14 protein-coding genes and 2 pseudogenes are annotated in these 19,545 nt (G+C 66.5%); 2 read left to right on the forward strand and 14 right to left on the reverse strand.

Annotated features, from left to right (window positions below; genetic code table 11):
- Positions 1-98 precede the first annotated feature (98 nt).
- Positions 99-893: pseudogene (locus IG54_RS0127155) on the forward strand (helicase associated domain-containing protein); the annotation flags it as partial.
- Between the two features lie 222 nt (positions 894-1,115).
- On the opposite strand, the gene IG54_RS0127160 reads toward IG54_RS0127155, so the two are convergent.
- The 14 genes and pseudogenes from IG54_RS0127160 to IG54_RS0127220 all read right to left on the reverse strand — a co-directional run bounded on the left by IG54_RS0127160 (position 1,116) and on the right by IG54_RS0127220 (position 17,368).
- Complete coding sequence (locus tag IG54_RS0127160; RefSeq protein WP_030789909.1) at positions 1,116-1,658, reverse strand: hypothetical protein; 543 nt, start codon at positions 1,656-1,658, stop codon at positions 1,116-1,118.
- A gap of 31 nt (positions 1,659-1,689) precedes the next feature.
- Positions 1,690-2,574 carry a PIN domain-containing protein gene (locus IG54_RS0127165; RefSeq protein WP_030789912.1) on the reverse strand — a complete coding sequence of 295 codons (885 nt, stop codon included), beginning with the start codon at positions 2,572-2,574 and terminating at the stop codon, positions 1,690-1,692.
- 400 nt (positions 2,575-2,974) lie between these two features.
- Positions 2,975-4,240, reverse strand: a complete 1,266-nt coding sequence (locus IG54_RS0127170; protein ID WP_030789915.1) for a helix-turn-helix domain-containing protein — start codon at positions 4,238-4,240, stop codon at positions 2,975-2,977.
- A 186-nt stretch (positions 4,241-4,426) separates the two neighbouring features.
- Positions 4,427-4,705 (reverse strand): hypothetical protein, encoded by a 279-nt coding sequence (locus IG54_RS43125; protein WP_158708933.1) that lies wholly within the window; start codon positions 4,703-4,705, stop codon positions 4,427-4,429.
- Between the two features lie 118 nt (positions 4,706-4,823).
- Positions 4,824-5,461 (reverse strand): annotated as a pseudogene (locus IG54_RS38325) (LysR family transcriptional regulator); the annotation flags it as partial.
- Positions 5,462-6,005: 544 nt separating this feature from the next.
- Positions 6,006-7,508, reverse strand: coding sequence for a peptide MFS transporter (locus IG54_RS0127180; protein WP_037897814.1), 1,503 nt, complete (start codon positions 7,506-7,508; stop codon positions 6,006-6,008).
- Positions 7,505-8,107, reverse strand: coding sequence for a 3-isopropylmalate dehydratase small subunit (gene leuD / locus IG54_RS0127185; protein ID WP_030789922.1), 603 nt, complete (start codon positions 8,105-8,107; stop codon positions 7,505-7,507). Before leuD ends, IG54_RS0127180 begins: the two co-directional genes overlap by 4 nt.
- A gap of 15 nt (positions 8,108-8,122) precedes the next feature.
- Positions 8,123-9,523, reverse strand: coding sequence for a 3-isopropylmalate dehydratase large subunit (leuC, locus tag IG54_RS0127190; protein WP_030789925.1), 1,401 nt, complete (start codon positions 9,521-9,523; stop codon positions 8,123-8,125).
- A gap of 184 nt (positions 9,524-9,707) precedes the next feature.
- Positions 9,708-10,715 carry a TauD/TfdA family dioxygenase gene (locus tag IG54_RS0127195; protein ID WP_030789928.1) on the reverse strand — a complete coding sequence of 336 codons (1,008 nt, stop codon included), beginning with the start codon at positions 10,713-10,715 and terminating at the stop codon, positions 9,708-9,710.
- 86 nt (positions 10,716-10,801) lie between these two features.
- Entirely contained in the window at positions 10,802-12,016 is a 1,215-nt protein-coding gene (locus IG54_RS0127200; RefSeq protein WP_030789931.1) for a cytochrome P450, read from the reverse strand.
- Between the two features lie 42 nt (positions 12,017-12,058).
- Complete coding sequence (locus IG54_RS0127205) at positions 12,059-13,999, reverse strand: FAD/NAD(P)-binding protein (RefSeq protein ID WP_051820022.1); 1,941 nt, start codon at positions 13,997-13,999, stop codon at positions 12,059-12,061.
- 59 nt (positions 14,000-14,058) lie between these two features.
- The gene (gene pheA, locus IG54_RS0127210; protein ID WP_051820024.1) at positions 14,059-14,937 is read right to left on the reverse strand and encodes a prephenate dehydratase; all 879 of its coding nucleotides are present in this window, start codon (positions 14,935-14,937) and stop codon (positions 14,059-14,061) included.
- Positions 14,938-14,950: 13 nt separating this feature from the next.
- Positions 14,951-16,147 (reverse strand): LeuA family protein, encoded by a 1,197-nt coding sequence (locus tag IG54_RS0127215; protein WP_051820028.1) that lies wholly within the window; start codon positions 16,145-16,147, stop codon positions 14,951-14,953.
- 39 nt (positions 16,148-16,186) lie between these two features.
- Positions 16,187-17,368: a pyridoxal phosphate-dependent aminotransferase gene (locus tag IG54_RS0127220; protein WP_030789943.1), complete on the reverse strand. Its 1,182-nt coding sequence runs from the start codon at positions 17,366-17,368 to the stop codon at positions 16,187-16,189.
- A gap of 947 nt (positions 17,369-18,315) precedes the next feature.
- On the opposite strand from IG54_RS0127220, the gene IG54_RS0127225 reads away from it, so the two are divergent.
- Complete coding sequence (locus IG54_RS0127225) at positions 18,316-19,512, forward strand: MFS transporter (protein ID WP_234336362.1); 1,197 nt, start codon at positions 18,316-18,318, stop codon at positions 19,510-19,512.
- The last annotated feature ends 33 nt before the right edge of the window (positions 19,513-19,545 follow it).

The raw sequence follows: 19,545 nt of genomic DNA on the forward strand, positions 1-19,545 counted from the left end.
ATCGACCGATTCAACTGCCCTTGAGCAGCGCGAATACACCTACACGTCAGTGACATACAACGCCGAACATCCCAGTGACATCACGGCCGAACCTCACAGGTGAGCTTGAAGAGCGGCGCAAGACCCTGCTGGACGCCCCCGAGGCCGGGATGGTGTGGGAGCCGGGCGAAGAGGCATGGGAGAACAAGCTCGCCGTGCTCCGGTCCTACCACCGGGCTACCGGGCACCTCGCACCCCGTCAGGACGCGGTATGGGGCGAGAGCGAGGCCAAGGGCATGGTGCCCATCGGGCAGCACATGGCCAACCTCCGCCGCAAGGACGGCCTCGGCAAGGACCCCAAGCGGGCGGAGGAACGCGCGAAGCAACTGGCCGCGATCGACCCCGACTGGAACTGCCCCTGGCCACTCAACTGGCAACGCCACCACCGCCACCTCACCGACCTCGCCGCCGACGAACCCAACGGCCACCTCCCCCACATCGCCCCCGGGGTGCTGATGGACGGTGATGATCTCGGCAGGTGGCTCCAACAGCAGAAGCAGCCGAGCACCTGGAAGCAGCTGTCGACCGAGCAACAGCAGCGACTGACCAAGCTGGGCATCACGCCGCTCGAGGCGCCTCCTGCCGCCGCGGCGGCCACGCGTGCGACGAAGGGGCAGAGCAAGGCCCAACAGGCATTCCATCGGGGCGTACAGGCCCTCGCGCAATGGGTGGAACGGGAAGGCGCAGACCGTCCGGTGCCGCGCGGGGCCAGCGAAGAGATCGCGGTCGACGGCGAGGCGGAGCCGGTGACCGTGAAGCTGGGCGTATGGATCTCCAACACCAAAACGAGGAGAGACCGGCTCACGGCGGAGCAGCAGGCCGCCCTCGCCGCCCTGGGCGTGCCGTGGGCGTGACGCTCGCGTCGGCGGGTCGTTGAGCCGGTCGGGCATCCCAGAGCACCGAGAGACCCCGGGCCGCAGAGGCCCGGGGTCTCGTGTCTGGCCAGTGGCGAGGGCCGCTCCCGCGGCACGGGTCAACGCCGTTCGGCGGTCTGTCCCGGGGTGGCCGCCCTGTTGCGCGCGGGCTTGCCTTCGTTCCTCTTCTCCGTGCCCACGAGAGCCGGGTTGGCGAGGGAGTCAGTGAGGCTGGGCGGAGGTGGTGGCGGAGGAGGTGGGGCTGGGTTCCCCTGGTTCTGTGTGTCTGTCATGGCCGCCAGTGTGCAGCACGAGACTGACAGTGGAGAGGACGATCGCGGCGGCGACAGCGGCCAGGGCGACCGTCCATCGTTTGGTCTTCCGCTGGTGCAGGCGGGCGTTCTTCTCGAACATCCCCACACGCGTTCCGGCCAGGGCCCCCAGCGTCGCGCCCTTTTCCGAGCGTGCGTAGGTGTCCAGGACGTCCCGCGGCTTGATGTCCTCGTACTCGGCGAGGTTGAAGACCGAGATGCCGAAGCCGGCGGCCACCGCGTACGCCGCGAAGGCCGCGGTACCGGTGAACAGCTCGAAGCTCCGGGAGGCCAGGAACTGGGCGCCTGTGGCCGCGAAGCCGACCAGGAAGATCGCCTTCGTGTCCACCTTCACGCCCGACTCCGACTGGCGTGCTAGACGCGCCGCGAGTTCGCTGTTGATCAGCTCCAGGGTCTCTTTCTGATCCTCAAGCTCTTGCGGCGTCATCGTCATGTCCTGAGCGTATGTAGTGCGGAGCGTCCGTTCAGGGTGCCTCGATGAACGGCAGTCCGACTGCGGCGAGCTTCGTCTGGAGGTTGATGTCGTCGCTGGCCACGTAGACGGAAGAGCCGGGATGCCGGGACTGCAGCAGCAGGGTGGAGGCCACCAGGCGGTCATCAGGCACGTCTAGGTCCAGCCAGTTCGGCAGCCCGTCGCCCTTGGGTTCGATGTGCTCGAAGACGGCGTGCACGTCGCCGGCGACTCGGACGCCACGCCGCACGTCGCCGTTGGTCCGCAGTCCCTTCAGGCGGCGGTCGGCCTTCTTCGCCGCATCTCGGACATCGGGGTTGCGTCCGGCGCGCTTGTGGTCGTCCAGTTCCCGCAGGACAGCGGGCATCAGGTGAACCATGTACCGCTTTCCCAGCAGCGGCGTGTAGATCGCCACGTCGGGGTCGTCCAACAGCACGTTCGTGTCGACCACCAGGCGCACCGCCCATGGGTCAGAGGGCAGCAGCTCACCCAGTTTCCGGAGTGTGGTCACTGCGTCGCGCACGTGGTCGGTGGCCTTGTCGATGGTGGCCGGCACCGTTTTGTCACGCGGGCGCTCAAGCCAGCGCCGCAGTAGGTCAAGGTTCTCCTCAAGGCGCTTGGTGACCTCGGGAGTCGGATGCGGGAAAAGCAGGCGGAACAGCGGCTCCCAGTCCCGCACGCGCCCCAGCAGTTGCATTCGTCGCGCCTCGAGTTCGGGGCTGCTGGGCACCCATCCCCATTTGGGAGCGCCAAGGTGCATCACGTAGTCGCGTCCGCGGTTGGGGTCGGTGTTTCGGATCTGTGAGTCCGCGAGGATCTGCACGAAGTCCGCTTCGATCAGGTCCAGGTCCGTCCGGAGGCGATCCAGGTAGGTCGGTGGAGCTGCTTGCGTGGCCATCTGCCGATGATGTCGCACGCCACTGACAGCCCTCACCGGTCGGATGTCCCAGAGCACCTCCGTCGCCGGGCTGACGGGGGCGCGGCGGGGCGCGGCGGCACTGGCCGACGCGCAACCGGGCTGGGCGCGCCCCGATCCCCGGCCGCGACCGCGCCGCCCATCCCGCCCGTCCCTTCCTCCTTCACTCCAGCCAAGGGACATGGGCAGAGCAGCCGCAACGGGGATGTCAGCGATCCGACCACGGCAAAACAGCGTGGTGACCTGCGCGGACGCGGGGACGATCCTGCGGGCCGCGCAACACCTAGCGCAACATCCAGCGCAACAGATAGGCGCAACCCTTGGCGCAACCTCGTGCTCCTGGTCGACCGGGGCGACCGCTCACGCGGAGCGTCCTCTTCGACTACAGCCCGAACTGGCTCATCAGGTCCGCGCACAGTTCGTCAGCACTGCTGCGTCCTTCGTCATCCGCCGCCGCAGGGGAAAGCACGGTGTGAGCGGGCTGGAGATGGTGGGGCCTGCGGGTGTACGGCAGCTCCGTCTCCGCCCCATCTCCCCAGGTTGAGGTGAGCGGTGTCATGGCCCTGGGTCCGTCTGGAGAGATGATCAGCGAAGTCAGTTGCAGGGTGCTGTCCAGGCGCAACTTTCGCTGGTGCTCCTGCGCGGTGCCGATGAAGTCGTAGCAGCATGCCGTCACCAAGCGCTCGGATACTTGGAGGACGTCGTCCTGTCCTGGGAGCTCCTCGCCCCCCGCGCGGATGAAGGACAGATTGGCGGCCATCACCACAGTGCCGTCGTAGTGCAGCTCAGTGATGATCTCTCGGTTCATGGGTGACTGGAGGTTGTTGCACACCCAGCGGCGCAGGCCGGGGCGCGGGTTGAGTCGGGTGTCCGGCCCCATCCCGACCAAGGGGCCTGGCACCAGATCTCTCGCGTGCAGAACGCGGGCTCGCATCTTGGCGGCCTCCAAGACCTCCCGTGCCTGATCCCGGCTCATCGTGTAGGCCCCGCGTGGCAGGGGCCTCTGGGGTCGGGAGACCGCGATGAACCAAGCTGAGGGCACGTGGGCGTGCGCGGTGACGGTCTGGGTGGTGAAGTCGATGTGGCGCTGGATCTCTTCTTCTGCCCGGCCGACGCGGGCGAAGCGGTCGCGGTAGGCCCGCTCGATCTGGTGCTCTGCCATCCAGGCGGTGTGGTCCTTGTCCCGGTAGGGGACGACCGCAGCCTGCTGTTCCTTGTCGCGTGCTGCGCCGCCGTACACGAAGTGCGGTGCCATCTCGCTGGCCGGCACATCGACGACCAGGACCGTCTTCGTCCCGTCGGTCAGCTCGAATATGTCCAGGTCCGGCAGGTAGGGCTGGACGTGGTTGCGGATCCACTGGGCGTACTGCTGCCGGTTGACCCCGTCGGGGTCGATGCCCGTCAGGACGGTCGTCTTGTCCTGGACCCCGAAGATGATCAGTCCGCCACGAGTGTTGGCCATGGCGGCGACGTCCTTGGCGAACTCGTTCCACCGACCGTCCCGGGGCGGCTGAGGAAGCATCTCCTTCCAGTCCAGGTCGTCGGACTCCTCCAAGTTGTCCGCTGCGGCCTGGCGGACCATGTCGAAGGTGAGGGGACCGGGCGGGCATCCGAGGTGTTCGTGGAGTCTTGTCCATGTGTGTGCCATGCGCGGCAGCGTAGAGGGCGTATCGAACCCTGTCAGAGACGCTTTCCCCCTCGCGATGGCGGTCGGTGATCAACCACGCCAGGAAACCCGCCGTCAGGAACAAGGCCGTCGTGCTGCACTTCGCCCAAGCCGCGCAGGGTCCAGAGTCCCGCCCGGGGCCTCAGCAACCGATCGCCAAACGTGAGGTCAGATCCTGGTCGACGGCAACGTACGCCGATAGCGGCCCGTTGCTGACGTAGCTGAGTTCACCCCGCAGTACGGCGGACTGAAGGTGTGCACGCACGGTCTTGCGGTCGCGCTGCGCAACGACGGCCGCGTCACCAGTCCGTAGCCCTGCGGTGCCTTTTGGTCGGTCCAGGCGAGGACGGCCTTGACGAGGCTCTCGTACGGTTCGCGATCGAGCGGGAGCCCGGCTTCGATCAGGCCGTCGGGGTCATGCAGGACCGTGTGGCTGCTGGTGTGCATGGCGGGCCTCGCTGCCGGGAGCGTCGTGTGCGGGTGGCCTGCGGTCACCGCTGGGGGTCCTCGCTGCCGTCGGCTCCGTCGTCCTGGTCCTCGCCGTGCTGGCCGAGGAACGGGTGAACTCCGCGGGCAGGTCGTGTCCGAGCGGGGCCAGGCCGACCACGCCGTTCCGCAGCACAGCCTGCAGGCATTCCTGGACAGCGCGCACCACTGGTCCCTCGCGCGGCCTGCCACCGTTCCAGTACGACTGACAGATGGGGTCGGTGCCCTGCACTGGAACCAGCGGCGGTCGCGCAGCTCGGCAAGCCGCAGCTCATCGCGGCGGGCCAGCGGATCGTCGGCGCGCAGGACAACGCCGACCGGATCGCTCCGCAACGCACGCACGGTCAGGGCGGTCTCGTTGAACGGCGCCCGGGTGAGAGCGACGTCGACCAGCCCAGCGCGCAGTCCGCACGTCGGGTCAGTCAGATCGGTGTCGCGGATACGGATGTCGACTCCGGGGTGGTTTCGGCGGTAGGCCGCGGCCAGCCTGGCCACTCCCGGATCGGTGCCGTCGCCCAAGATGCCGATGGTGATAGTCGCGACGCCGGCTGCTGCGCTCACGCGCACCCGGACACGGTCGGCGTGGTTGAGTAGGGCTCGCGCCTCGTCGCGCAGCACCGCACCCACCGGAGTGAGCGTGACGCCGGTGGTCGAGCGGGCCTCGAAGTCGGCGGGCAGGTCGTCCTCCGGGTTGCGCCACCGGTTCGCGCCCTCCATCCAGATCTCCCGCCGGCGCAGGGCGTCCCGCAAGCTGACCAGCACGCGCAGCTCGTACGGGATGCGCTCCACCCGGCCCTTGTCGTCGACCACCGCCGCCCGCCACTGCTCGGGCACCACCCCCTCCAGCGGCACCGTCTCCGCCGCATCGAAGAAGGCGCCCTCCTTCAACGGCTGCTCCAGATACCGCTTCAGCAGGTCGATCGCGTCCATCACCGGCCGGTAGGCGGTGTTGTTGCACTTCAGCTCCAGCGCCCGCAACAACGGCGACGGCATCCGCCGCCAGTGCGCCGAATACAGGGGCGGTCCACAAGTTGTGATTGTGGGCGCTCCGCTTGTTCAGGCGGCGGGCGCATACGACGCCCGGACTCCCCCGCTCTCGGACTAGTGGGCACCGCAACGGAGCCTGCACCCGGGCGGAGAGCATGCCAGCGTCCTCAAGCCCTCCGCGAGTACTGGCCGACGCGCTGTGCGGACGTTTCGCTGATTGGCCTCGCTGCGATCGGTACAGCAAGTTGGCTCCGTGCTGTGGTTCGCCGCAGCCTCAGCGCACGCCCCGCATCAGGACGCCCAGTCGGCGGGAGCAGAGGAGGAAACAACCTCCGGCGATCAGCGCAACGACCGCCCACAGCCCGTAGTAGGCAGTGTCTCCCATCGGTTTGTTGAGCTGAGTGACCCAACCGTTGATCGCATGCCCGGTTGCCCCCGCCATGTACCACACGCCTAGGAGCTGGCTGACGAAGGCTGCGGGCGCCAGCTTAGTGGACAGTGCGAGACCCACAGGTACGAGACACAGTTCGCCGATGGTCTGCAGAAGATAGACCGTCAGGAGCCACAGTACTGACACCTTCGCCGCCCCGTTACCTCCTGCGAACCATCCGGCGACCGCCATGACGCCGAAGGATGCGCCGACTAGCAAGAGCGCGACGCTGAACTTCGTCACCGTGCTGGGCTCCTTTGAGCGTCGTGCTGTCGAGACCCAAAGCGCGGCCAGAGCCGGGCCCATCAGGATGACGAGGGCGGGGTTTACTGACTGGAACCAGCTGGCCGGGAACTGCCAGCCGCCGAGGTTGCGATCGGTCTCGCCATCTGCGAAGAGGGACAGGAGCGATCCGGACTGGTCATAGATCATCCAGAACAGAACGGCGACGCCGAAGAACCACATGTACGCCTTGATGCGTGGTCGGTCCTCACCGGCGAGCCCGCCGTTTCTTAGGATCGAGGCGAAGTACAGCACGGGGATTCCCACTCCGAGGATGGGCATCACGTTCACGATGTGGTCGATTCTGAACGCCCCGCTTGCCATGTCTACTGCAAGGAGGACGGCGGCCCCTGCTACCCAGATGCCTGTCCGGCGGAACGTGGTGTTTCGCTGGCGCGGGTCCAAGGGGGCCGAGGGCCCGCCGATGCCCGACAAGGGCTGCCGGTTGAGGAGGAGCGTCAGCAGAGAGACCAGCATGCCGGCACCGGCGATCGCGAACCCCATGTGCCAGTTGATCTTCTCGGCGATGGTGCCGACCACGAGGGGCGCGGCGAAGGCACCGATGTTCACTCCGACGTACAGGGCGGTGAAGCCGGCGTCCTTGCGCTCCGCCATGCCGTTCCGCTCGTACAACTCGCCGATCATGGCCGCAATGTTGGGCTTGAGCAGGCCCGTTCCGACGGCCACTAGCAACAGGCCGCAGCAGAAGGTGGCGATGGTGGGAACGGCCATGGAGAAGTGCCCAAGGGCGAGGACCGCTCCGCCGAGCAGGACCGCTCGGCGGGGACCAAGCACCCGTCCGCCGAGCCACCCGCCTGGTACAGCCAGCATGTACGCGGCAGAGTTGTAGATTCCGTAGATAGCTACGGCCGTGGCTGGGGTTATGGCGAGGCCGCCGGATGAGACGAGAAAGAGGACCAGGATGCCGCGCATCCCGTTCCAGCTGAACCGTTCCCACAACTCCGCGAAGACGAGGGGGAGAACCCCCTCGGGATGGCCGACTGCCCCGCGGCGCAAGGGCTCCGTGCCACGCTCGGTTGTTCTGTTCACCGCGCCCTGGGTCACGGAGTTCTCCTGACGTGGGTCACGGGGAGCAAAGGGCGCCGTCGGCGCTCGTACTCCTCGATGTCGCTGGTGTACGTGAGGGTCTCGGTCACCGAGTCTTGGCCGGCCAGCAGGCGGCGCCGGGCGCCGGGGTCGAGGGTGAAGGACTGGGTGATATCTGCGCAGCGCACTTCCAGGTGCTGGACGTCGACGCTGAGGGGGGTGGAAGGGTCGTTTTCGATCACGCCCCACAGCCGCTCGACTACGTCCTCGGGGACGGTGGCCGTGACGACGCCCCGCATCAGTGCATTGCCGGTGAATATGTCGCCGAAGCGCGGGGCGATGACCGCCACGAATCCGGCGCGCTGCAGGGCCCAGACAGCCGACTCGCGCGAGGAGCCGGTGCCGAAGTCGGTGCCAGAGACCAGAACGGTCGCCCCTTGGTACTGGGGGAGGTTGAGTACGAACGAGGAATCGTCACGCCAGTCGGCAAATAGCGCATTGGTATGCCCGTGCCAGCTGAAGTACGGCACGTAACGTGCGGGGATGATCTGGTCGGTGTCGATGTTGCTGCGGCGTAGTGGCATGCCGGTGCCGGTGTGGGTAGTGAAGGGTGTCATGGCGTTCCCGAGGGCTCAGAGGTCGGCGGGCTGTGCGAGGTGACCCGAAACTGCGGTGGCGGCCGCGACGGCCGGTGACACGAGATGGGTGCGCGAACCCTTTCCCTGGCGTCCCTCGAAGTTGCGGTTGCTCGTGGAAGCGGCCCGCTGCCCGGGGCGCAGTCGGTCCTCGTTGAGCGCGGCGCATAGTGAGCAGCCGGCCGCGGGCCGGAAGTCCGCGCCCGCGCGGCGGAAGATCTCGTCCAGGCCCTCGGCCTCGGCTCGTGCCCGGACTCGAGCCGAGCCGGGAACGATGAGCAGGTGTACGCCGGGGTGGACGCGCCTTTCGCGCAGGACGTCTGCGGCGGCTCGGAGATCCTCGATGCGGCCGTTGGTGCAGGAGCCGATGAAAACGGTGTCCACGGCGACGTCTCGCATGGCCGTGCCGGGGGTGAGCTCCATGTAGTCGAGGGCTCGTGCGGCCGCTGTCCGGTCGGCCGGATCGTGGAAGTCCTCGGGGCTGGGGACGTGGCCGTCCAGGGGCACGCACTGGGCGGGATTTGTACCCCAGGAGACCTGGGGGGCCACAGCGGAGGCGTCGATCGTGACGCGCCGGTCGAAGACTGCGTCGTCGTCGGTGGCCAGGGAGCGCCAGTAGGCGACCTCGTGCTCCCAGTCGTCGCCCGTCAGCATGCCGGGGCAGGCTGCCAGGTAGTCGAACGTGACTGCGTCCGGGGCGATGAGTCCTGCCTTGGAGCCGGCCTCGACGGACATGTTGCACAAGGTCATCCGGGCTTCCATGGACAACTCGCGCAGAGCCTCTCCCTGGTACTCGATGATGTGGCCCTGCCCGCCGCCGGTGCCTATTTGCGTGATGAGCGCCAGGACAAGGTCCTTGGCGGTCACACCTGGGTTCAGTCGACCCGTGACGGTCACGAGCATGTCGCCAGGGCGGCGTGCCAGCAGCGTCTGGGTAGCGAGAACATGCTCGACCTGGGCGGTGCCGATCCCGAACGCCAGTGCGCCGAAGGCACCCATCGTGGTGGTGTGCGAGTCACAGCAGACAACGGTCATGCCGGGGCGGCTGAGCCCGAGTTCGGGGCCGATCACGTGGACGATGCCCTGGTCGGCCTCGCCGAGCCGATGCAGTGGGATGCCGAACTGTTCACAGTTGCTGCGCATCAGGGTGGTCTGCCGTCGGCCGGCGGGGTCCTGGATCACCTTGTCCAGGGCGACGGTGGGGGTGTTGTGGTCCTCGGTGCCCAGGTTGAGTTCGGGCCGTCGCACGACCCGGCCGGCGGCCCGCAGGTCGTCGAAAGCTTGCGGCGTGTTGACCTCGTGCAGCAGTTGCATGTCGACGTACAGGAGGTCGCTGTGCTCGTCAATGGACCGCACGATGTGCGCGTCCCAAATCTTGTGGGCAAGGGTCTGGCCCATGGGATTCCTTCACGTGTTCACTCGGCGCCACTACCGGGCGCGTTCGGGCATCGCGACGTGTTTCGCGCGTGCCTGTGCCGGTGTGCTAGCAAGGGCCTATCCGGTGGTTCGCCCGGTGTCGCACGCGTGCGACACCGGGCCGTGCTCCCGTACGTCAGGCAGGCGGGCAGCACGGTGGCACGGCTCAGTCGGCGACGAGGCCCCGGACCCCGTCCACCCAGGTCCCCTCGTGGTGCCTTGCCTTGCTTTCGTCACGGAACGCGTACGTCTTCAGCAGCCAGCGGCTCTTGGCGCGCTGTGCATCCTGTACGTCGATCTTCTCCCGGTTGTGCAGGCCGTCCTGGTTGGCGAATGAGAAGAGGTCGCCGACGAGGATGCGGTGCCGCTTCTTCTCCGCGCGAGCGAGCGCGTTCTTCAGTGCGATGAGCGCGTCCTTGGCCTCCACCGGGCTGTCGGGCGCGACGGTGGTGTGGCTGTCCAAGTAGCGGAAGCTGTGTTCGTTCTCCAGAATCGGGTGCGTCTCGGAGACGGTCAGACTGCCGTTGTTGTGCTTGGAGAATACGTCGAAGGGGGTGACGAACCAGGGGGTGCGCAGTGCCTGCTGTTCGTCTGCACTGAGGTGGGCAAGCAACGCCCGACCTTCCACGAACCCCGTGTATACGAGCTCCTCGCTCGGGCAGCGCATGCCCAGCAACGTGATGTAGTCGGCTCGGACGCGGTGGGCGGTGCGGTCGTTGTGATAGACGAGTTCGCCGTCGCTGAATCCCGTCTGCTTGCCGCTGTAGCGGTTGATGGCTACGACGTCGGTGAAGAAGTCTCCGTTGAAGCGGGAGGCGTACGCGAGCAGGGGGGTGCCTGTGAGCTGAGAGAAGAGTTCCATCAGCACTTCGCCGATGAAGGTCTTCTTCTTTGCATACTTGTCGGCGAGCGGGTCGTCGTGATCCAGGAAGGGTATTTCTGCGTCCAAGGGGCAGTTGCGCAGGGCGTGCGCGTCCGAGACGCCGTCTTCCCGTTCACGCTGGATGGTGTGGCAGGCGCCGATGAAGGCGGAGGGAACTAGCGGCCCTTCACGCAGGTCGGCGACTGCCTTGGAGAAGGCGGTGTAGTCCGCGTACGGGTTTTCGGTGACCGTCTGCAGAGCGGTGAAGAGTTCGTCGCGTTCGTTGTCGGTGAGGACGTAGGTGGGCTGCACGATGCTTTCCTTTGGTGAGCGATGGGTGCGGGGTGCGAGTGCCGGTCAACCGGGCCTAGGACGGGCAGTAACGCCGCCCGGGGCAGTCACCAGGTGACCGGCAACCGTGTGACGCCGGTGATCGACTGGTCGTTCTTGAACTCCAGTTCGGTAAAGGGCACCGCTAGCCGCAGGGTCGGCATTCTGCGCAGCAGGGTGGCGAAAACCACTTGCAACTCGACCTTGGCGAGCAGGTGTCCCAGACAGTGGTGGGGCCCGTAGCCGAAGGCGAAGTGCTGGCGGAGCTTTGCGCGGGTCCAGTCGATGGTGTCCGGGTCAGCGAAGTAGGCTCCGTCGCGGTCGGCGGACGAGGTCAGGGCGATGACGCCTTGCCCCTCGGGGATGACGACTCCGCCGATCTCGACCTCCTCCGCGGTCACGCGCACGGCGGTCTGATGCACGACGGTCAAATAACGCAGCAACTCCTCTACGGCATCGGGTAGTTGAGTCGGGTCTGCCCGTAGTGCCGCCCACTTCTCGGGATGCTCCAGCAGGGCCAGCGTGCCCATGCTGATCATGCTTACGCTGGTCTCGTGGCCCGCGACGAGCATCAGCCGGGCGGTCGCGTTGAGGTCCTCGCGGTCCAAGTCGCCCGTCAACAGGTGCTCGTGGACGAGACGGCTGAGCATGTCGTTCTCGGGCTGTTCCCGCTTGGTGTCGATGAGACGGTCGAGGTAGGCGATAAGGCCCTCCACCACCTCTTTGGTTTCCTCGGGCGTTGACTGGGTCGACATGTACCGGGTGGTGAGGTCGCGGAAGTAGGCGCGATCGTGCTCGGGGATGCCGAGCATCCAGCAAATGACCCGGGTGGGTATCTCTTCTGCGATCTTGGCCACCAGGTCGAACGGTTTCCCGTCGCCCAGGAGCCGGTCGATGATGCCGTCGGTCAGCGTCTGGATGTCGGGCCGCCAACGCTCTACCGCCTTAGCGGTGAAGTCCTGAGCGACCATCTTGCGCAGCCTGGCGTGCTCAGGTCCGTCCATACGCATGAAGTTTCGGCGACCGACAGAGCGGAAGGCGAGCCCTACTGAAGGGCGCATGAGAGGGAAGCCCTCGCGTGTGATGTCTGCGCTGAAACGCTCGTCGGTAAGGACCGTACGCACATCCTGGTAGCGGCTCACCGCCCAGATGCGCTGGCCGCTCCAGAGGGTGACCTGGCGTACCGGGTCTTCCTCCCTCATCCGCCCGTATTCGGCAGGAGGGCTGAACGGACAGCTTCGTGTTGGCGGAAACGTCCGCTCCTGCTGGTTATGAGTGCTCATCGCTCCTTCTCTCGTCTTTCCGGCACGCTGGCTCCTTCTGCCTCAGGGCCCGGCGTGGGCCGGCACCGGGTCGTCAGTACGGACACCGGACAGGACGCTCCGTGCCACGTCGTCCGCGTCCTGGTCGAACTGTGACCAGAAGCCTGGGCGGCGACCGCCCACGGTCATGAACCAGCGGGTGTGCTCGGTCGGAATGCCAAGTACGCAGATCCCTTCGTCCGTTTCCCCGTGCGTCGACAACGGGTGGTATGGCGCCTGGCTGACGTCCACGCCTCCGGTCTCGAACTCTTCGCGCGGAGCGTCAGGGGGCTCCCACGCGTTGCGGTACGGCCGGATGACGCCGCGGGCGTGAAGGTTCACCATCAGCGGTGAACTGTCCAAACGGACGTCGGTTGGCGGTACCCGGGCGTCTACCACCGTGTCCAAGAGCACGCGCGAGCCCGTGACGGCCATGGATTCCCCGGCGAACCGGTCGTGAGCGGAATCCATGCTGAAGCGGGTGTCTGGGCCAAGTACGTTGAGCACGCCGCAGTCCATCAGCGCAAGCGCCTGACGCAGCCGAATCCGCGGAGGGCCGGACACCAGGAAGGCGCTGCGCTGCGCGTACCAGCCAATGAAGTCCCGCTCGTGTGATGAAGGCCGGAGCGCAGCGAAATCGACGAGGGCACAGATCAGCCAGCGCACGTCCCGCAGCACGTCGAGTGCAGCTTTCCGGGGTGAGAGGAGATTGCCCCGGTCGGCTTCGCGCAGGTCAGCGTCGATCACCTCCGTGAGCGTGCGCCGGAAATGCTCCGTGTCGGTGAAGAAGTGTCCCCGGAACGGCTGGGCCAGCGCGTCAAGGTCGGGGGCTGGCATGGGGGACAGCCCGTGCTGCTGCGCCTGGGAGGCGACGTCAGGGAAGGCGCGTTCGGCCTCGGCTGCCACAGCGCGCACAAAGGTTTCGCGCTGGGCTGGGCCGGTGGTCGCACGATTGTGTGCCACGGTGGCGACGAGGTCCATCTCCGCGCGGAGCCAGGGGAAGACGTCGCGGACGAAGTCCAGCCTCGGGCCGGCCTTGAGTCGGGCGACACGGGACTCGGTGAAAATGGCGGGGGCGTACACCTGGTCCGGTGGTTTGTGGTTGACGCCGCGGCCAGGCATGAGGAGGCCGCTGCGCGATCCGGCGAACAACCGTGGTTCGTCACCTGAAGGCCGGTAGGCCAGTGACCCGTTCGCTGTCTCGGTGAATCGGCCGCCGCGGCCTATCGTGAGGGCCGCCATTACGTCGTAGAAGGTCAGCCCAAGGCCTATGACGCCCACGGCGGAACCGCCGGGGAGCTCGTCTAGGTGCATCTCCGCCGCCGGACCGGCTGGAACGTAGCGCAGGTGTGGGCGCCGTGCCACGAATTCTGAGCGTTCCTGGGCTGGGCCGGTCAGCCGCGTCCGGGCGTGACCCGTGGTGAGGACAACGCGATGCGCAGCCAAGACGGAACCGTCTGCCAGCTCGAGCTGGTAGCCGTGGTCTCGGTCGCCCTGGAGCCGGGTCGCGGCCTGGCGTCGGCGCACCAGACTGACTCGTTCAGGGAGCTCCGCCTCGACACAGTCGAGCACGAAGTGCAGGTAGCGGCCGTACAGGGCTCTGGGAGCATATGAGTTGGGACCGGGATAGTCTGTCGCGTACTGCTGCCACCATTGGGCCAGCGACGGCCCTGCTCCGGGGCGCCCCCGCGTGCCGGGCACGCGGGGGCCGGAGAACATAGAGATCTCGTCGGCCACAGTGTTCATCAGCAGGTATGCGGGCTGGTCGGTGCGCCAGACACGCCCGCACCCCACCTCGACGGCGTCGATGAGGTGAATGACCACCGGGGTGCGCGGCGGTGACTGGGCGAGACGCACCGCCATGCGCTCCAGGACACTGAGACCGCGCGGGCCGCTGCCGATGATGGCGACGGTCCAGGGATCGTCGCCCGGCAGGGTGTGCTGCGAGGCCAGGGAAGGGTGCATGGGTGCTGTGTCGCCAGTTCTGCCGAGGTGTTGGTAGAGGGGGCTACTCTTCGAACCGCTCAGATACCTGCCATCTGCGGTCGCGGGCGAGCGGATCGTACGACTTGGTGCCTCGGGTAGCTGCCCAGCACGTGGACGGATGTCGCTCTGCGCCGGACGGCCGCGACGGCTTCGGACACCGCTGGTTCCCGGATGTGTCCGTCCAGGTCGAGGAAGAAGTAGTAGCTGCCCAACCCCGATCCGGTGGGCCAGGACTGGATGCCGGTCAGGTTGACCCCGCGTGAGGAGAACTGCTGCAGCAGGTCGACGAGGACACCCACCGCCAGGCCTTCGGCCGACACCACCAGGCTGGTGCGGTCGTCACCGGTGGCCGGCTGGAATGTCCGGCTGTTGGTGACGACGATGAATCGTGTCACCGCGTGGCTACGCTCGCCGATATCGGAGGCGACCAAGTTCAGGCCGTAGGACTGTGCCGCGGCGTCGGACGCGATCGCTGCCACGTGGCGCTCACCGCCTTCGGCGACCGAGCGGGCAGCCGCGGCAGTGGAGGTCGAGAAGACAGTGTCGGCGCCGGGCACGTGCAGGTCCAGCCACTTGCGGCACTGTGCATGCGCGTGCGGATGACTCAGGACCGTGGTGACATCAGCCAGAGATTGCCCCGGCGGGATCATGAGGTGAAAGGTCACGGGGAGTTGCACCTCGGCACCGATGTGCAAGGGGCTTTCACCACTGACGAGTTCCTCCAAAGTGGCGGGAACGACGCCCTTGACGGAGTTTTCCAGCGGGACCACGGCGCAGTCGCTCTTGCCGGAGCGCACGTTCGCGAGTGCCGCGGGCACGGTGGCACGGGGCTCCGCGCGTATCTCCGAGGAGTTGGGCAGACTCCGGAGGGCCGCTTCGGTGAAGGTTCCGCGCGGGCCCAGATAGGTGTACTTCATGTGTCCGCGCCCGCTAGCCAGCGTGCCGGGGTGTCAAGAGAGCCTCGCGCTTCCCGAGTTCGAGTGCAAGCCGACGGCGCAGCACGGCCAGGTCCTCGCAGTCGCTGCCGCGCCGCTCCGCTATGTGCCTGAGGTAGAGGTCGTCGACCTCGCTATCGGTGAGGTGTGCGCCCAGGTCGTTCAGCAGGTGGCGCAGGATGCTGCGGCCGGAATGGCGCCCGATCAGCAGCGAGCGCCTGCGGCCGAAGATGGACGGTTCCACGTACTCATAGGTCGCCGGGTTGCTGAGGATGCCCTGTTGGTGGATGCCCGCGACCGTACCGAAGGCGTAGGTGCCGAAGATGGGCTTGTTGCGGGGTTCGACGAGCGAGATCATCTGGCGGAGCGCCGTGTAGGCCTCGTGCATGCCAGCCAGATGTATGTCGGTGTGCATCTTGTAGAAGTCGCCCTTGTAAGCGAGGACCGCGGCGAGTTCCTCCAGGGGTGTGTTCCCGGCACGTTCGCCGATTCCCCCGAGAGTGACCTGTACTTCGTCTGCGCCGTACTCGAGTCCGGCCAGGGCGTTGGCCAGGGAGAGACCGAAATCGTCATGGCAGTGGGTGGAGACGCGAATGGGGTCGGGCACCCAGCTGCGGATCTTGCCGATGAGCTCGCCATACTCCTGCGGAAGCATGCACCCAGTGGTGTCTGCCAGAATGATGCAGGTGGCGCCGGATGTGACTGCGGTATCGGTAAGTTCCTTGAGAAGTTCGTCGTCGCTGCGGCTGGCATCTTCGATGCCCACGGAGATGTGGGTGATGCCGAGCGAGGCTGCATGGGCGACTGCGGTGGAGACCTCGGCGACGGCCTCGGAGCGGGTGACCCCGCGTTTGTATTTCAGGTGAATGTCGCTGCCTGTTGCCACCATCTGCACTTCGTGGTTCTCCGTGCCGCCAGCCTCTACCGCAAGGTCGATGTCCTCACGACGGGTCCGGGAGAAGGTGGCGAATCTGGCGGTGGTGAGGGCGCGGGAGATTTTGCGGGTGGCCTCGAAGTCGCTGGGCGAGGAGGCAGGGAAGCCGGCCTCCACGCAATCGGCTCCCAACGCCTCGATTCGCAGAGCCATTTCGAGTTTCTGGTCCGGGGTCATCCCGTTCGCCGGGGCCTGTTCCCCGTCGCGCAGCGTCGTGTCGAAGATGCGGATCCTCTTGGACGTCGACTGATGATGCATGCTTCCTCCGTGCGGGCAATGGGGTGCGGAACCAGGCGCTCAGCGGAACGTGGAGAGGGCATCGCACAGGCGGTTGAACCCCGCTTCCACCGTGGCGGTGGGCGGCGCCAGCGACAGCCGGATGTGCCCCTCGCCACCGGGACCGAAGGCGGATCCGGGTGTCACGACGACGCCCGCCTTGTCGATGAGCCACTGGGCGCAGGTGTGGGAGTCGGAAAATCCGAGCGCGGATATGTCGGGGAAGAGGTAGAAGGCGCCTTCCGGTAGCGCACATTCAATCCCGGGAACCTGATTCAGCATTCCGTGTGCCCATTTCCGGTGGCGATCATACTGCTCTACCATGCGGCGCACAGGAGCATCATCGCCGAGTAGTGCGGCCACTCCTCCCCGCTGGATAAACGATCCGGCTTCCCCGACGGAGTGTTCCTGCACCTTGAGTACGGCGTTCACGAACTCGCGCGGGCCAGAGACATAACCGAGCCTCCACCCGGTCATGGCGAAACTTTTAGAAAATCCACTGACGGTGAGCGTCCGTTCAGCGCACTCGGGAAACGCGGCAGGTGATCGGTGAACTGTCTGTCCGAATACAATGTCCTCATAGATTTCGTCCGAAATCACGACGAGATCATGCGCGGCGACAACTTCAGCAATATCACGCAGCTCGGGCATACTGGCTACTCGGCCGGTTGGGTTAGTGGGGTAATTGAGGACGATGGCCTTTGTCCTCGGCGTCAGCTTGGCTTGTAGGCGTTCGCGCGAGAGCGTGAAATTATCGTCGGCGCACAGCCGAACGGGTACCGGCTGGCCACCGGCCAGCCGCACCATCTGCACGTAGCTAACCCAGCTCGGTGTGGGGATGAGGACTTCGTCGCCGGGGTCGAGCACGGCCATGAGAGAGGCGAAGACCGCATGCTTCGCCGACGGCGTGATGATGACTTCGCGGTCGGGGTCGCGGGTAACCCCTAACTTGCGTGAGAGCCGATCGGTCACGGCTTTTCGCAGCTCAGGCAGGCCGCGGCTGGAGGTGTAATGCGTGAACCCCTCGTCGAGAGCGTCCCGCGCCGCCTCCAGGACGTGCGCGGGCGTGCCGAAGTGGGGATCACCGCCGGCGAGGTTGACGACCTGGCGGCCGCTTTGCCTCAGCGAGCGAGCCTGATCAGCGAGCGCCATCGTGGCGGAGCGCTCGACACGGGCGAGCTTTCGCGCAGTGCGATGTTCCACAGCGATGCCTTTCGAGTTTCCAAGAAGATTGGCGATAAGCCGCCGTGGGGGCAGCAGGGGCCCATGCCGCATCTGCAAAGTCCCGGTCGCGCGTCCACCAATTCATTGGCCGGAAGCCGTCCCAAGGACACCCGAAGACGATCACCCGCCGCAACCCTCTGTCAACCACTGCGGAACCCTCCGTTCGCCCCGCCTGCGAATATATGTCCACTTTTAGGCAACCTTTTTTGCTTTCCGTTGACCACCCTTTTGGGGTCCGGTGGCTTTACCTGGATCGAATACGCGACTGTCGGCCACCTATACGAAAGAAGGCTTAACAAGACGCCACTGACCGTCGAAAGTGGCCTGCGTCACACCCCGTTGCGGCAGGCGAGTGTGGTGTGAAAGGGTTTTCAAGCGAAATATATTGATGCTTGAATTAAGTGCGGTCACAGTCGCGTAAGGCATCCGCGAATCCTGACGTGTTCGGCAACCGCTGGAGGCGTCGGCCGCAGCGGTAAGAGGACCTTCTATGCACCAACGAAGAAGCCCCGCACGGCCCCGTGCTCTGCGTCTCCGCCCACAGATGAAGCAGGCCTCACCGGCCAAGCCGGTGCCCGATCACCATCTGGCCCGGAGCTGCTGCATGTAGTAACTCGGCCGTGCCGCTGGGCCCCTTGCGCGGTGCCCCAGCCAGGCCAGTGCTTCCCCAAAGCCCCCGTGCCGTCAGCCCGCTTACTTCAGCGACGAGGGCGACGGTCTCGGTCCCATGCCGGTCGAGGTGCGCCCGCTCCGGCGACATCGAATGCTGCTGCGTTCTCGGACGCTGTCACCGTCGATGCTCGCCGCTGCTTGCAAGCCACACGCGGCCCCCCATATATGGCGCCTCGCCCCTGACGGATTGGCAGTTCACCTCCATGGTCAGACTCCCCCTGCCGGCTGACCGCAACGCTCGGCTCCTGGCCTTCGTGTCGCTGGCGAACGCGGTTGGTCGCGGAGCGTTCGTCACCGCCTCAACGCTGTATTTCACGCGGATTGTGGGGCTGTCGCTCGCCGAACTCGGCACGGGGCTCACGGCGGCGGCCGTCTGCGGCCTGCTCTCCGGAGTTCCCTTCGGATACCTGGCCGACTGGCGGGGGCCGCGGGTAACCGCAGCGATACTGCTGGCCCTGGCGGCCTTTGTCAGTATCTGGTACCTCGTCGTGGACTCCTTCTGGCCCTTCGTGGTCTGCGCGTGTCTCATCTCCGTGTTCCAGGGCGGCGGCAGTGCCGCGCGACAAGCGGCCCTGGCCAAAGTCGTTCAAGGAGCGGAGGCAGTCACCACGCGCGCCTACCTACGCGCAATTGGCAACGTGGGCATGGGGGTTGGCAGTGGCCTGGCGGGCATCGCCCTGGCCTTTGACACTCGCACTGCCTACCTGTGCGTGATGGGGCTCAACGCGCTGTGCCTCACTCTGTGCCCTCTGATCATCCTCCGGCTGCCCCGCTCGCTAGCCGACGCGCCGGGGAACGCGGCCCGGCGCCCGGCCCTTCCCCCGCTGTCCGTGCTGCGCGATGCCCCCTACGCGGCCGTCACGCTGATCAACGCAATAATGATGGTGCACTTCCAGATCACCGAGATCGCACTGCCGCTGTGGCTGGCCCGCCATACCCAGGCCCCGGCCTCCATGGTGGCGGCCCTGGTTCTGCTCAACACCGCGTCCGTGGTGATCTTCCAGGTGCGGGTCAGCCGAGGTATCACCACGGTGGCTCACGCCGTGCGCAGTTGGCGCCGATCAGGCCTGACACTCTTGCTGGCCTGCCTCGTCTTCGCCGCATCTGCGGCCGGATCAGCCACGACAGCCGGGGGCATCCTCGTGGTCGCGGCCGTTGCCCACGTGTATGGGGAGATGGTGCAGTCGGCTGCCGCCGCTCTCCTTAGTTACGATCTCGCGCCGGCCGACCAGCACGGTCAGTACCAGGGCTTCTTCAACACCGGTATGTCCTTCTCGCAGATGATCGCTCCGGCGGTACTGATCCCGCTCACCGTGGCGTGGGGCGTGTACGGGTGGGTGGTCCTCGGAGGCCTCTTCCTGATCACAGGCCTCGCCATGGGTCCTGCTGTGCGGTGGGCACAGCGTCGTCAGACCTCAGCTTCCACCGCAAACTCCGAGGCCCCCGCGTGAACGCTGCTATGCCGAACGAAAGCACCTTACGCA

Source organism: Streptomyces sp. NRRL S-920, from assembly GCF_000717945.1.
Taxonomy (GTDB): Bacteria; Actinomycetota; Actinomycetes; order Streptomycetales; family Streptomycetaceae; genus Streptomyces; species Streptomyces alboniger.